This is a genomic window from Sedimentibacter saalensis (genome assembly GCF_007830175.1).
Classification (GTDB): domain Bacteria; phylum Bacillota; class Clostridia; order Tissierellales; family Sedimentibacteraceae; genus Sedimentibacter; species Sedimentibacter saalensis.
This window is the reverse complement of sequence record NZ_VLKH01000009.1, coordinates 53,266-68,785: the sequence shown is the minus strand read 5'-3', so window position 1 is coordinate 68,785 and position 15,520 is coordinate 53,266. Positions and strand designations below refer to the sequence as shown.

At 35.6% G+C, this 15,520-nt stretch carries 12 protein-coding genes and 1 riboswitch; of the genes, 11 read left to right on the top strand and 1 reads right to left on the bottom strand.

Going from position 1 to position 15,520, the window contains the following annotated elements:
- The first annotated feature begins 3 nt into the window (after nucleotides 1-3).
- The 11 genes from atpG to LY60_RS13775 all read left to right on the top strand — a co-directional run bounded on the left by atpG (nucleotide 4) and on the right by LY60_RS13775 (nucleotide 13,990).
- On the top strand, nucleotides 4-891 hold the full coding sequence (atpG, locus tag LY60_RS13825; RefSeq protein ID WP_145085030.1) for an ATP synthase F1 subunit gamma: 888 nt from the start codon (nucleotides 4-6) through the stop codon (nucleotides 889-891).
- Nucleotides 888-2,276: a F0F1 ATP synthase subunit beta gene (gene atpD / locus LY60_RS13820; RefSeq protein ID WP_145085027.1), complete on the top strand. Its 1,389-nt coding sequence runs from the start codon at nucleotides 888-890 to the stop codon at nucleotides 2,274-2,276. The genes atpG and atpD overlap by 4 nt, the downstream gene beginning before the upstream one ends.
- 16 nt (nucleotides 2,277-2,292) lie before the next feature.
- Complete coding sequence (gene atpC, locus LY60_RS13815; protein WP_019229292.1) at nucleotides 2,293-2,709, top strand: ATP synthase F1 subunit epsilon; 417 nt, start codon at nucleotides 2,293-2,295, stop codon at nucleotides 2,707-2,709.
- A 149-nt stretch (nucleotides 2,710-2,858) separates the two neighbouring features.
- The gene (locus tag LY60_RS13810) at nucleotides 2,859-5,201 is read left to right on the top strand and encodes an ATP-dependent Clp protease ATP-binding subunit (RefSeq protein WP_170226240.1); all 2,343 of its coding nucleotides are present in this window, start codon (nucleotides 2,859-2,861) and stop codon (nucleotides 5,199-5,201) included.
- Nucleotides 5,202-5,515: 314 nt separating this feature from the next.
- The gene (gene hpdB, locus LY60_RS13805) at nucleotides 5,516-8,212 is read left to right on the top strand and encodes a 4-hydroxyphenylacetate decarboxylase large subunit (protein WP_145085022.1); all 2,697 of its coding nucleotides are present in this window, start codon (nucleotides 5,516-5,518) and stop codon (nucleotides 8,210-8,212) included.
- A 22-nt stretch (nucleotides 8,213-8,234) separates the two neighbouring features.
- Nucleotides 8,235-8,492: a 4-hydroxyphenylacetate decarboxylase small subunit gene (hpdC, locus tag LY60_RS13800; protein WP_051011017.1), complete on the top strand. Its 258-nt coding sequence runs from the start codon at nucleotides 8,235-8,237 to the stop codon at nucleotides 8,490-8,492.
- 28 nt (nucleotides 8,493-8,520) lie between these two features.
- Entirely contained in the window at nucleotides 8,521-9,486 is a 966-nt protein-coding gene (hpdA, locus tag LY60_RS13795; RefSeq protein WP_145085288.1) for a 4-hydroxyphenylacetate decarboxylase activase, read from the top strand.
- A gap of 105 nt (nucleotides 9,487-9,591) precedes the next feature.
- A complete protein-coding gene (locus LY60_RS13790; protein ID WP_145085019.1) occupies nucleotides 9,592-10,275 on the top strand; it encodes a YczE/YyaS/YitT family protein in 684 nt (227 codons plus the stop codon).
- 71 nt (nucleotides 10,276-10,346) lie between these two features.
- Entirely contained in the window at nucleotides 10,347-11,003 is a 657-nt protein-coding gene (locus LY60_RS13785) for a Crp/Fnr family transcriptional regulator (RefSeq protein ID WP_145085017.1), read from the top strand.
- A 151-nt stretch (nucleotides 11,004-11,154) separates the two neighbouring features.
- Nucleotides 11,155-11,577, top strand: coding sequence for a GNAT family N-acetyltransferase (locus LY60_RS13780; protein ID WP_145085015.1), 423 nt, complete (start codon nucleotides 11,155-11,157; stop codon nucleotides 11,575-11,577).
- A 226-nt stretch (nucleotides 11,578-11,803) separates the two neighbouring features.
- Nucleotides 11,804-11,887, top strand: a riboswitch (cyclic di-GMP riboswitch).
- 429 nt (nucleotides 11,888-12,316) lie between these two features.
- Nucleotides 12,317-13,990, top strand: a complete 1,674-nt coding sequence (locus tag LY60_RS13775; protein WP_246145489.1) for a methyl-accepting chemotaxis protein — start codon at nucleotides 12,317-12,319, stop codon at nucleotides 13,988-13,990.
- Nucleotides 13,991-14,031: 41 nt separating this feature from the next.
- Here the strand turns inward: LY60_RS13775 and LY60_RS13770 are convergent, their stop codons facing one another.
- On the bottom strand, nucleotides 14,032-15,444 hold the full coding sequence (locus LY60_RS13770) for a flavocytochrome c (protein WP_170226239.1): 1,413 nt from the start codon (nucleotides 15,442-15,444) through the stop codon (nucleotides 14,032-14,034).
- Nucleotides 15,445-15,520: the final 76 nt, after the last annotated feature.

Genomic DNA, 15,520 nt, shown 5'->3' with positions numbered 1-15,520 from the left:
CATATGTCAAATGCAAGAGAAATCAAAAATAGAATAAGCAGCGTTAAGGATACCATGAAAATTACAAATGCAATGTATATGATTTCTTCTTCAAAGTTAAAAAAGGCGAAAATAAACCTTAAAAATACTCAGCCATATTTTTATTCACTACAGGAAGCAATTGTTCGCGTGATTAAGAGAATACCTGAAGATGTAAAACTCAGCTATTTTGATGACAGGACTGATAAAATAGACAGAAATAAAGGGTATATAGTAATAACCGGAGACAAAGGTCTGGCGGGTGCTTATAACAATAATGTTATTAAAATTGCTGAAGATGAACTTAAAAAAGATGGAAATCATGTTTTATTTGTAGCCGGTAATGTTGGAAGAAGCTACTTTGAAAACAAAGGAACTAATTATGATGCTGAATTTAAATATACAGTTCAAAACCCTACACTTCATAGGGCAAGGGTTATTTCAGGAAGGGTTGTTCAAATGTTTAATGAGAAGAAGCTGGATGAAATCTATATTATATATACAAGGATGATTAATTCATTGGAAAGCAAAGCTGAAATTCAGAAAATTTTACCCTTAAGGAAAGTCGATTTCATGGATGAAGATGGAACTGACGATGGTACAGATGAAACAAATTACATACCGACACCCCACGATGTTTTAAACAATTTAATACCGAACTTTGTAACAGGTTTTATTTATGGTGCATTAACAGAAGCTTATTCAAGTGAGCAGAATGCCAGAATGATGGCAATGGAAGCAGCTACGAATAATGCAAAAGACATGCTGAAAGAGTTGTCGATTATTTATAATAGAGCTAGGCAGGCAGCTATTACTCAAGAGGTAACAGAAGTAATCAGCGGTGCTAAAGCACAGAAGAGGAAGAAGCTATGAATAAAGGAAAAATAGTTCAAATTTTAGGCCCTGTTGTAGATGTTGAATTTGATGAAAATAAACTGCCTTCTATAAAAGAAGCATTAGAAGTAATAAAAGATGGTGAAGTTCGTGTTATGGAGGTAGCGCAGCACATTGGAAGTAATATCGTGAGATGCATCATGCTTTCGTCCAGTGATGGCCTTTTTAGAAACATGGAAGTAACAGCAACAGGTGACGGAATTAAGGTCCCTGTTGGGAGAAAGACACTTGGAAGACTATTTAATGTAACAGGAAATACAATAGATAAAGAAGAACATTTAGAAAATGTGGAAAAATGGGTTATTCATAGAAATCCGCCAAAATTTGAGGACCAGAATCCGGTTGTTGAAATTTTGGAAACAGGAATCAAGGTAATAGATCTCCTTGCTCCCTATGCAAAAGGAGGTAAGATAGGTCTTTTTGGCGGGGCAGGAGTAGGCAAGACTGTATTGATTCAGGAATTAATACGAAACATCGCAACAGAACATGGAGGTTACTCGATTTTTACAGGAGTTGGAGAACGTTCAAGAGAAGGTAACGATTTGTGGATAGAAATGAAAGAATCAGGTGTGTTGGAAAAAACTGCTCTTGTATTTGGTCAAATGAATGAACCTCCGGGAGCACGTATGAGAGTTGCAGAATCTGGGCTTACAATGGCAGAATACTTCAGGGATGTGGAACATCAAAATGTATTGTTGTTTATAGACAATATATTCAGATTTGTTCAAGCAGGTTCAGAAGTTTCAGCGCTTCTTGGGCGTATGCCTTCAGCAGTAGGTTATCAGCCTACTCTGGCAACAGAAATGGGCGAGCTTCAAGAAAGAATAGCATCAACTAAAAATGGTTCTGTAACGTCCGTACAGGCAGTATATGTACCGGCAGACGACTTGACGGACCCTGCACCAGCTACTACATTTGCTCATTTGGATGCTACAACTGTTCTTTCCAGAAAAATTGTTGAGCAAGGAATTTACCCAGCTGTTGATCCACTGGAATCTTCTTCAAGAATATTAGAAGTTGATGTTGTAGGAGAACAACATTATAACACGGCAATATGTGTTCAGCAGATATTACAAAAATACAAGGAATTGCAGGATATTATTGCAATTCTCGGTATGGAAGAACTTTCAGATGAAGATAAACTTACGGTTTTAAGAGCAAGAAAAATTCAGAGATTTCTGTCTCAGCCATTCCATGTGGCAGAAGTTTTTACCGGTGTACCTGGACAATACGTTCCTTTAAAAGAAACCATTCGTGGTTTCAAGTCAATAATTAACGGTGAAATGGATGATTATCCTGAATGGGCATTTTTCAATGTGGGAACCATAGAAGAAGTAATCCAAAAATCAAAAAAAGGTCAGTAACGAATGAGGTGATAAGATGAGCTCCTTTGAGTTGAAAATAATTGCCATTAATAAAATATTTTACGAAGGTCAATCAAAGCAGTTAATATTGCCGTCAACAGATGGATCCATGGGTATTTTGGCTCATCATGAGGATGCTGTTATAGCTGTCAGTGTTGGTGAATTACGCATTCAAACTGCTGAAGACAAATGGATTATAGCAGTTACAGGTGCCGGCCATATTCAAATTTCTAATAACAAAGTAGTTATGATTGTGGATACTGTGGAACTTCCGGAGGAAATTGATGAACAAAGAGCGCTGGAAGCAAAAGAACGTGCAGAAGAACAAATGCGCCAGGATCAGAGCACATATGAATATTATATGTCAAAAGCAAATTTAGCAAGAGCAATGGAACGTCTTAAAATAAAAAAGAAATATACATCAGGACTATAGCACTCAATGGCGAAGTGAATACGACGCCATTTTTTTATGTGTTAAAATATGTTGCAGTCTATTTGTTATGAGAATAATAAAGTTAATGATGGAAACAATTGATTAAGAAGGAAGATTATATAAAATTAATATAATTGGGAGGATTGTTTTTGAAACCATATTTTACTGAAGACGCAAGCAATGTTTTAACCATAGCATCAGAATCAGCCGGAAAATTTGGACAAATAAATATTGGATCTGAGCACATTCTGCTGGGGCTTATCCGGGAAAAGACTGGATTTGTTTCAAGGATTCTTAGTGAAAATGATGTTGCTGATGAAATAATAACTGAAATGATAAAAGAATGGATTCCTGCCGGTGAGACACCGGTATTTGGAGTCGTTCGTGATTACTCGCCTTCCGTTATGAAAATAATAGAGAATAGTCACAGTCAGGCAGACTGGTTCCATGCACAAGCTACAAGTTCAGAACATATTATTTTAGCAATTCTAAAGGATAAAGATAATATGGCTCTAAAGTTGATGAAAATATTGGGAGTTGAAGCTCATAAATTATACATAGACATTATTTCGGCTATGAAAGAAAATAAATCCGGCTACAGGGTTAAAGAATCCTATGATGAAGGTGCTGCATGTAAAAAAACTGAAACGCTGGATAAATACAGCAGAGACCTTACTGCATTAGCCAGGGACGAAAAACTGGATCCTCTGATTGGAAGAGAAAAAGAAATACGCAGAATGATGCAAACATTAATACGAAGAACTAAAAATAACCCTTGTCTAATAGGTGAACCGGGTGTTGGAAAAACTGCAATTGTCGAAGGCCTTGCAATGCTTGTTGCTAAAAACAAGGCACCTGTTTCTATGGCGGGTAAAAGAGTAGTTGCATTAGATTTGGCTGGGATTGTTGCTGGCAGTAAATTTAGGGGAGAATTTGAAGAAAGGTTTAAAAAAATTTTGGGCGAAGTACTGGAGGCTGGCAATATTTTGCTGTTTTTAGATGAAATTCACACAATTGTTGGAGCTGGTGGTGCAGAAGGAGCTATTGATGCTTCTAATATATTGAAGCCATACTTGGCACGAGGAGAAATTCAACTGATAGGTGCAACAACTTTAGAAGAATATCGAAAGTACATAGAAAAGGAAGCTGCATTAGAAAGAAGATTTCAGCCAATAATGGTTGAAGAACCTACTACTGAAGAAACCATATCAATACTCAACGGGGTTCTTAAAAAATATGAGGATTATCATAACGTATATATTTTGCCGGAAGCAGTTGAAGCAGCAGTGGTTATGTCCAATCGTTACATTAACGACAGGAGATTGCCTGATAAAGCTTTTGATTTGATAGATGAGGCAGCTGCAGCAATGAGGTTGAAAATTATTGATACACCAGATGCAGGTGGAAATGTACTGACTGTTCATAAAACAGAAATAGCTAATGTGGTATCTGACTGGACAAATATTCCGGTAAAAAGTCTTACAGAAAAAGAAAGTGAAAAACTTCTTAAGTTAGAAATGCTTATTCATAAACGTATTATAGGACAAAAATCAGCAGTAGATGCAGTAGCAAGGGCTATGAGGCGTGGAAGAGCAGGAATACAAAATCCGAATAAACCCATTGGATCATTCCTGTTTCTCGGACCTACTGGTGTTGGAAAGACAGAGCTAAGCAAAGTGTTATCAAATATTATGTTTGAAAAAGAACAGTCTTTTATACGAATAGACATGTCTGAATATATGGAGTCTCATTCTATATCAAAAATGATAGGTTCTCCTCCAGGGTATGTGGGTTTTGAAGATGGAGGACAATTGAGTGAATTAGTAAGGCGCAATCCATACTCGGTAATATTATTTGATGAGGTTGAAAAAGCTCATCCTGATGTATTGAATATTTTGCTGCAAGTATTGGAAGACGGTCAGTTAACAGATGCAAAAGGCAAAAAAATCAATTTTAAAAATACTGTTATAATTATGACGTCCAATGTGGGTGCTCATAGGATTATGGTGCCTGAAACTATTGGTTTCACAAGTATAAACAGCGCTCAAGAAAATTATGAGAAAATGAAAACAAGTGTCATGGCTGAAGTAAAGCGAACGTTTAAACCAGAATTCATTAACAGAATTGATGATGTCATAGTGTTTAATGCATTGAATATTGATGATATGAAACAGATTATGACATTGCTTGTAAATGAACTTTCTAATAGGTGCAAGAAGCTGTATGGAATTAACCTTGTAATTGAAAATGCAGTTAAAGAGTACATTGTAGAGAAACATAACGATTTAAAAATGGGTGCCAGGACGTTGAAACGTGCAGTCAAGCTGGAACTTGAAGATGCATTGGCTACTGAGCTCTTATCAAAATATGTTGCACCGGGAAGCAGCATAATAGTTAAGCTTATTGATGAAAAGGTAGTATTTTATGTAATAGACAACTTAAGTTGCAACATTGAATGCTGCGAAAAATTGTATGATAATGTAAATGTTTAAGCATTACATATGGGCCGGGTAAAATTATCAGAAATTAATTAACAAATAATGAAAGATGTTTAGTAAAATGCTGAACATCTTTTTTATTTTTTGCTTTTCATCAATATAATTTTGATAAAATATTTTCATTTCATGGATTGCAAGAATGTTTTGAAAATTTAGTCAACAAACATGAAAACACGTAAATATTTGTTGGAAAATCAAACAATTTGAAGAAAATAAACAGAATAAAATTTTTAAAACTGTGCACTTTTCACTAACTCATAATTTTGGGTAGCAGTATAATGAGTTAAATTTAACAAGGAGGAATTGTTATGAGTTCTAATGAAACAAAATTACAAGATGTTTTAAAATCACGCGGCATAGACATTGCTCAAGTTGACGAGCAATTGGAAGCTGAAATACCAGAAGCAAAAGAGTCTTCAAAAAAATTAATGGAAACTTATTACACCTTAAAAGTTACTGCAGATATGGAAGTTCCATACTGGTACAACAGAAGCTGGTGGGAAAATGACGGCGAATTAATTGAAGTCAGAAGAGCCAGAGCCATGGGAGCTGCTTTATCACACATGACACCGACTATTCAGCCTTATGAAAAAATTGTTATGAACAAGACAAAAAATGTCAGAGGCGGATTCCCTTTCCCTTGGACAACGTCAAGCTTTTTCCTTGCTCAAGCAGATGCTTTGATGGCAGAAGTTGATGCTCCTGCTGAGAATGAAGCTGATGCTGTAAGTATCGTTGGCGCAGGTGGTGGAAACGTTACTAAAAGCTATGGCAATATTATTTCTTTAGCTAAGAAATTCGGTATGAGAAAAGAAGAAATTCCGGTACTTGTTAAAACATCTGAACCTTGGAGAGGAATTTCCATAGAAGATATAAGTGATAAATATTCAAGAACATTACCTGGATATGGACAATATAGAGATTTAATGGACAGTGTTGTTTGTATGTTTGACTCCTTTGCAATTGCACAAGGACGTGAAGTATCAAACTACTATGTTCCTTTAGAATATGGCTTTGACAGAATCTTAGAAATATGTGATGAAAAAATGGCTGAAGTGATGGGTGAAGCAGGAGATGACGGAATCCTTGGCATGAGCAGAGGATATTACTATGCAGCCATGAAAGAAATTGTAATGGGTTTGAGCAAATGGTGTGAAAACTATTCAAGACAAGCAGCTTACCTTGCTTCTGTTGAGACAGATCCTGAATTAAAAGCTAATTACGAAAAAATCAAAGAAGTTATGCACAATATTGCACATAAGAAACCTGCTAACTTCTGGGAAGCTATACAAATGACAGTATGTTGTCATCTTGGTGTTACAAATGAAGATGCAATGTCAGGATTATCTATTGGTAGACTCGGACAGGTATTGCAGCCATACTATGAACATGACATCCGTGAAGGAATCATGACTGATGAAGAAGTAATAGAAATCCTTGAATTATACAGAATTAAAATTACTTGTATAGAATGTTTTGCTTCTGCCGGAGTATCAGGCGGAGTTCTTTCCGGAAATACATTCAATAACTTGTCAATGGGCGGATTGAACAAAGAAGGACTTACAGCAGTTGTTCCTTTGGAATATTTGATTATTGAAGCAGGAATGAGAAACAGAACTCCTCAGCCAACACTGAGCGTTTTATATGATGAAAAAACACCTGAAGATTTCCTCATGAAAGCTGCATCTTGTACAAAACTTGGACTTGGATATCCAGCATGGATGAACAACCAAGGTGGTATGAACTATATGCTTGACAACTATGGACCGGAAGGCATGAATCTTGAAGATGCAAGAGCTTGGTGCCTGGGAGGATGTCTTGAATCTTCACCTGGATGCTTCCAGCCATTGCATTTTGACGGAAAAGTAACTTGGGTACCTGGAGGAGCTTCACCAACATGCGGTACAGGAGTTCACTTCCTGGCAATGCCAAAGATACTTGAACTTGTATTGACAAACGGAGTAGATAAGAGAACAGGCAAAAGAGTATATCCTGCACATAATAAAAATCTTGATTCATTTGAAGCTGTTTATGAGCAATGGAAACAGTACATGAATGATTCAATACTTATTCTTAATAAAGTAAATAACATTCAGATGGATGTATGGAGAAAATACCTTATGCCAGCTGTTAACTCCTTGTTGAAACCTGACTGCTTCAGAAAAGGTCAACACCTGGGTACTATGGGGGCTAGATACAATGCCAGCATCAATGTTGAATCATGCGGAACTATTACATTAATAAATTCATTAGCTTCTATTAAGAAAAACGTATATGACGACAAGAAGTTTACAATAGAAGAAATGACAGATGCAATGATCAACAACTTTGGTTTCAAGACTGCTTATGAAACAGGAGTATTCTCACCAGACTTTAGAGAAAGCACTGAAAACAGTCCTAAATATGAAAAAATATTTGCAGCATGTGTAAATGCACCTAAATATGGTAATGCAATTCCATATGTTGACCAATTGCTCAAGACATATGAATACGACATGTATGAAATGGTACACAGCTACAATTCATATTATGGAAAACCATTATACTTGTGCCAGATATCAGTTTCAACACATGGTCCTCAAGGATTTATAACATTGGGTACAGCTGATTCCAGACTTGCAGGAACAACATATTCAGATGGTTCTTTGTCAGCAGCACCTGGTACAGATAAGAACGGACTTTATGCATTGTTTGAATCTGCAACTGTATATGATCACGGTATACATCAGAATTCTCAAATGAATCTAAAGCTTCATCCATCAGCAGTAAAAGGTTTGAACGGAACAAGAAAGCTTCTTGACGTTGTAAGAGCTTACATGAGAAAAGGTGGTTTCCACGTTCAATTCAATATTGTTGACTCTAAGACATTAAGAAGTGCACAGGTAACACCTGACAAGTACAGAGATCTTATGATTCGTGTTGCCGGATTTACACAGTACTGGTGTGAAATCGGAAAACCGATCCAGGATGAGGTTATCTTTAGAACTCAATATGATGAAGCATAAAAAAATTGATGGAGGTATGATGATGAAACATTATGATTGTAAAAATTATATAAACTTGGACTGCGAAAAAGGACAATGCGCATTAAGTAAAAATTTAATTCCAATAGATGGCGAAGGCAGCGATGCATGCCCAATGTTCATGCAGGCTGAAAAATGCGGAGTTTGCAAGAATTTTGCTGATCCTGACAAGTATGGAGTAGGAACTTGTAAAGGTTTTGCCAAAGAAAACTGGGCATATGCTTCTTGTGGAGCATTTGCATGTGAAAAGTTCAATAAATAACAAAAAACAACCAACAATAGGATTTGATATGGATAAAGAAAATATAAATTTAGGCACTGGAAAAAAAGGTTTGATATTTGACATACAGGCATATTCAGTGCATGACGGTCCAGGTTGCAGAACTAATGTTTTCTTTGTAGGTTGTCCTATGACATGCAAATGGTGCGCTAATCCTGAAAGCTGGAACAAGAAAAAACATATTATGTTTTCGGATAAAATGTGCAAATGGGAAAAGGGATGTGCGGCATGCAGAAATGTATGCCCACATCACAACATAAAATTTGATCAGTCAGGCAAACCGAGCATAGACTGGGGCATTTGCATGAAATGTGAAACATTCGACTGCATCAATATTTGTCCAAACAATGCTTTCAAACAGGTCGTTAAAGAATATTCAGTTGATGAACTTGTTGCATTACTTAGGCGGGATTTCAACAGTTGGGGTCCGGACGGAGGAGTAACATTTACAGGCGGAGATCCGCTGATGCATTATGAATTTTTGCTGGAGGTATTAAAAAAATGCCATAAACTGCAAATTCACACAGCAATTGAGACCGAAGCATATGCAAAACAGGAAGAATTTTTGGAAATTATGAAATATATCAATTTTGCATTTATTGATGTCAAGAACATGGACAGAGAAAAGCATAAGGAAGGTACTGGAGTTTATAATGATTTAGTACTTTCGAACATCAGGGCCTTGGTTAAAGCAGGTTGGAAAGGAAGATTAATTCTGAGACAGCCAACTATAGCAGGGTACAATGACAGCGTTGAAAATGCTCATAAATTAATTGAGTTTATGAATGAAAATGGATTGTACGAAATTAATCTGTTAAAATTTCATAGACTTGGATTGACCAAGTGGGAACAGTTGGGGAAAGAGTATGAATATAGCAATCATGGAGATATGACAGAAGAAAAAATGGAACTTCTTCAAGGAATATATTTAGATAATAATATAGCTTGCTATATTGGTGATGACACTCCTTTCTGATCTATAGGGTACACTAATAGGGCTGGTGATAATGATTGATTTTCATTTCTCCAGCCTTTATTATAATAAGTAGAATAAAAAATTAAAATAACATGGAGGAAGTAAATGAAAACAGCAAAAAGAGTATGTCTTTATCTATTAGGATTTTTAATATTAGCAATTGGAATAAATATTTCGAAACGAGCAGGTCTCGGTATTTCTCCTGTTAGTTCAATTCCTTATGCCTGTGAACTTGTTTGGGGAGTTGAACTTGGAAAGGCAACATATTTTGTCTACATGGGATTAATGGCACTGCAGATAATATTGTTGAGAAAAGAATATAAAGTAAGAAACTTGCTGCAAATTGTTCCGACTTTTATTCTTGGAACTTTCATAACATATACAAGCACAAAATATTTGTTGTTTTGGTTGCCAGCTCCTGGTAATTACGTAATGCAACTTGTATATTTGGCAATAAGTATAGTGGTTATCGGTATAGGTGTTTCCGGATTTCTTATTCCAAACATCATGCCTCTTCCGGCAGAAGGCCTTTGCGCTGCTATTGTGCAGGTGAGCAAGGATAAAATAAAGTTTGGTAATGCTAAGGTTGGAGTTGACACAGGCATGGTTTTAGTATCAGCACTTTTGTCTCTTGTATTTTTAGGTTCTTTGAAGACAGTTAGAGAAGGAACAATTTTAGCTGCACTGCTTGTTGGAAAAGTTGTTGGCTTTATAATGAAACATTATAAACAGAGAATTGTTGAATGGTTAGACAAGGGTGAGGTAGTTGAAGAGAACAAAGCTGTTTAAGCTGCTTGTATAGTTTGTAAGTTTGAATTATAATAATATATTATAATTCAAACTTATATTGGAGGTATTTTATGTTAATTGAAAACTCTCACATATATACTTACATTAAAGAATGTTTAGATAATATTCCTGTTTTGACTTTGAAAAAGGGAACATGTTTTTCGAGGGCAGAAAATATAGATAATCAAATTTATTATATTCTAGAAGGTACAGTTAAAATAGAAAGCTATTCTGATTTGGGCAAAAAAATACTTTTAGATGTCATTTCAGAAAATGAGTTTGCCGGACAGATCAGTTATTTCAGAAAACATAATTTTTACGGCAATAATATTGCTGTGACTGATGTTGTACTGCTGTGCCTGAATACTGATATGATGAACATGCTGATGAAAAATTCAGAATTTTCTACTTTCTTTTATTTTAAGACAAGCAGCAGGGTTTATGTAATGTATAAAAAAATGCTCATGAGCAATTTGTTTTCTCAGTGCGAGCTGGTATCCTACTATGTCCTGGAGAATTCATGCAATTGCAAATTTATCTATAAAAGCATTTATGACATATGTGACAACTTGAATATTAGCAGAAGAAGTTTATATAACATCTTAAATAAGTTTGAATCTGAAGGCATTATTGAAAAATTAGATGATGGTCCCTATAAGATTATAAATGAAAAATATTTGAAGGATAAATCTGATAGAGTTAAAAGGTTTTCTGAAAACAACTATTAGTAATGGATAAAACAGTTGCTTTTATATTAATGTGGTTCAAAAAATGTTTTTAATTAGTTATGATTAATACCGGACTGTCAAATTACTCATTGTGGATTGGCAGTCTTGTTTATTCATTTCGGCAAAAAGCATAATTAATAGGGAGGATAAAATGGAGGTCACTTTACAATTAAATTGTTCGAATATTGATTTTAATAATGTTTGTGAAATTTTAAAACGAGTTGGCATGGGGTATTTTGATGGTGAGGTTCATAAAAAAGCATTTGAGAACAGCCACAGTGTTGTGTTTGCTTTCCATGAGGAACAAATGATAGGGTTTGGTCGGGCTATTTCAGATGGAGCTTATGAAGCTGCAGTTTATGATATAGCAGTAGTACCTGAATATCAGGGGAATGGTGTAGGCAAATTAATTATGGAGAGCATCATACAACGTCTTTCCCATTGCAACATAATACTATTTGCATCTCCAGGAAAAGAACCGTTTTATCAAAAGTTAAATTTCAGGAAATTGAAAACAGGAATGGCAATATTCGTTAAAGAAGAGCAAATGCATTCAGCAGGATTTACTGAATAATGATTAATACTGACCAGAAAATGTCAGCCTCGTATTATTGGCAAAAATTTCCGGTGCTTCATCCTGAGCAAAGGATCTCATCATTTGAAGGTATGAGTATTCAGTCTACATACCCAGAATGACACGTTAGAAAGATGCTTTGTGATAAAAATTCATATATATATATTTATTGACTTTATATTCATCTAAGCTTAATATATAAGAACAATGTGAAAGTAATAAAAATAAATTGAAAAGGCAAAACCATTGAAAAGTGGTGACGCAAAGCCGTGAGTCTAAAGCTTAATGCCATGATTGTCAGGTTGCCAAGATTATTAATGACTATATAGTCTAATTTTTGTAGGCAATTTTTGCCTACTTTTTTTTTGACGGATAACTCTGTGCAATTATATTTAATTTTTAGTAAGGATTGGTACGTACTGCCGTTAAGGGGCATAGGTGAAGGGGGCGCTGCCCTCCTTTGCGGAAGTGGCGCAGCAACATTTGTTCGGTTAAATTTTATACTTTTCAGTTGATTTTTATTAACATAAATTTAAAGGAGATGAAAAACAGGAGGGAAAATTAAATTATATATTACACATGACCTATAAGCTGTATAAGCTAAAATTGAATAACAAAAATTAAAAGCAAGTATGCTAACGGAATTGGGAAATCTGTTTTTGTTCGTAAATTATTTTATAGCAAACGTTATGAAAGAAATTATGAACTAGCTAAATTAAATCAACTAAGGAGAACTTAAATGAAGCTTAAAATTAGAAAAGATTTGTCAATTAGAGGAAGATTGCTGCTTGGATTTGGTATTATAACTATAATTCTTGCATTTATAGGTTTGTTTTCAATTTATTCACTGGGAGATATAAATAATAGTACAACTGTCATTGCAGAAAACAGTCTGCCCAGCGTAATGTATTCAAGTGAAATGAACACAGCTGTTTCAGATTTCAGAATATATGAACTTGGTCATGTTTTATCTAAAGAAAAATCTGAACTTGCTCAATACGAAGATAAAATGAATTCAAAGAACATTGAAATAAATAATTACTTTGATTTGTACAGCGATTTAATCAGCAATGACACGGATAGGGCACTTTTAGAATCCATAAAATCAAAATGGAATGAGTACCTGAAAATAAATGAAGAGATTGTTGCTCTAAGCAACAATATGATGACAGATGAAGCAGTAGCTCTTGCAAAAGGAAACTCAAGGGTAATATATGACGAAGTATCAGCTATGCTGCTTGAATTGGCAGAATTTAATCAGCAAAATGCAGATTTGGAAAATCAGAATGCTGACAAACTTTATTCATTTACAAGCACTATTTTAATTATAGTAGTTATAATTTCTATTATTATCAGTATAGTATTAAGCCTTGCAATCACTAAAGGTATAGTAAATCCAATAAACAATCTTGTTGAAGTTTCGGATGAACTGGCAATTGGAAATGTAAATGTCAATGTTAATACAAGCTCAAATGATGAAATAGGAAGACTGATGAAAGCCTTTGAAAGGATGATTGAAAACATCCGTTCTCAAGCTTTGACAGCGCAAAGCATTGCTGAGGGAGATTTGACTATAAATGTGGAAGCCAGATCGGATAAAGATATCCTTGGGATTAAGCTTGCTGAAATGGTTGCAAATAACAATGCCATTTTATCAAACATAAGTGTTGCTTCTGAGGAAGTGGCAGCTGGTGCAAGCCAGATATCTGAATCAAGTATTATGCTGTCACAAGGAGCAACAGAACAAGCAAGCTCCATAGAAGAACTGACAGCATCTTTAGAAGAAATTTCTGCCCAGACGTCCCTGAGTGCTAAAAATGCCAATAAAGCAAATGAATTTGCAGAAAAAGCAAAGTTTACTGCTGAAAACGGCAATCAGCAAATGAAGGAAATGCTCAATGCCATGAATGAAATAAATAGTTCTTCAACAAATATATCAAAAATTATAAAGGTGATTGATGACATAGCTTTCCAAACAAATATACTTGCTCTAAATGCGGCAGTTGAAGCTGCAAGGGCTGGGCAGCATGGCAAGGGTTTTGCGGTGGTTGCAGAGGAAGTAAGAAATCTTGCTGCACGATCTGCCAGTGCCGCTAAAGAAACAACTGAAATGATTGAAAACTCTATTAAAAAATCACAGGTGGGAACTAATATAGCACAAAATACAGCAAAAGCCCTGAATGAAATTGTTGAAGAGGTTGATAAAGTAGCAAATCTAGTAAATGATATAGCAACATCATCAAACGAACAAGCAGCCGGTCTTGAGCAAATCAATATTGGTGTTATGCAGGTGTCACAGGTCGTACAGGCAAATTCAGCAACATCTGAAGAAGGTGCTGCTGCAAGCGAAGAGCTGACAAGTCAGGCACAAATGTTAAAAGAAATGGTAGGAAAGTACAAGCTTAAAAAGTAAAAGCAAAAAGATTTGCGGTGAACGCAAATCTTTTTTAGTTCTTATTTTACTGAAGCATTTTTTCCTGCGATTTTACCGAATACTATATCATCCAGAGTGTTGTTTCCTGCTATACGGCCTGCACCATACAAACCTCCCACAACTTCACCTGCTGCATAAAGTCCTGGTATTGCTTCTCCAGATTCGTTTGTAACCTGTGCATTTTCATTTATTGTAATTCCAGCCATTGTGTAGTGTGAAGACGGAGCAACTTTTACACCGTAAAATGGTCCTACTGTTACTTTACCCATTGTGCTTCTTCCAAACTCGTCAATACCTTCGTTGTAGCTGTTAACAGTTTCCATGAGCTTTGCAGAATCAAGACCGAGTTTTCCTGCAAGTTCTTCTATAGTTGCTGCTTCAATCATATTTCCGTTTTTTATTGCAGATGTTCCATTTTTTGTAGCAGCCATTTCGGAGTCGAAAACTACGTATGCAATTCTGTCCGTTTGTTTCAAAATCTGAGGAACCAGTTCAAGAGGCTTTAAAGTTTCATTTGTAAATCTTACAGCTGATGTGTTAACCAAAATTCCGCCAAGGCCTTCTTCATTAATAACTGTTTCTCTTATCCAGTAACCAGGTGTAGCCAAAGGTCTCATCTGGTGGTGTTCCATGTCTCTTGTTCCTGCTCCCACAGCCACGGCCATTTTAAATCCGTCTCCTGTTGAACCGGCAGTACTCATGATGTTGTGTGCTCCAACATAATTTTTGTTGTATTCGCCTATTAATTCAGGTGCGTTTCCAAATCCGCCTGTTGCTATTACAACTGAATTTGCTTTGATTACAAATTCTTTGCCTTCTTTGTCAGCAACTTTGGCTCCAACAACATTACCTTCTTCAACAATCAATTCTGTAGCTTTTGTATCAAGTTTGATTTCTATTTTGTCTCCAAGTTCTTCAACTTTAGTGTTAAATGCATTGAAAAGCTGTCTTCCGTAGTGTCCTTCAACAGGTATTATCCACCAAGGTTCTTTTTCATCAAGTTTGTAGCTTAATCCCATAGAAACCAGCCATTCATATGCGTCATTGCTGTTTTCTGCAAGGATTCTAACCAGCTTTTCATCAGGAAGATTTTTTCCTGTTTCCATTGTTTTTTTAATATGATCTTCAACTGTAAAAGGGATTCCTGCTTTTTCATGAAGGTCAGTATCAGAAGCAGTGATACCTGTTGCTGAAATTATAGTATTGCCTCCAAGCATTGGCATTTTTTCAACGATTATTACTTTTGAACCATTTTCGGCTGCAGTAATTCCTGACACCATACCTGCGCCGCCGCCACCTATAACCAATACATCAGTTGTAACTTCAGTATTTTTTTCACTATTGTCAACTTGTGGCTGCTGAGTTTGTTGAGAGCATGCCGCAAGCAGCGAAACAACCATTACTGCAATTAATAATAAACTTCTTTTCTTCAAATTCGTATCCTCCATATAGTTTTAAACAATCAAATTGTTATATTATTATCATAGCAGAGAGACTGGTTATTTACTA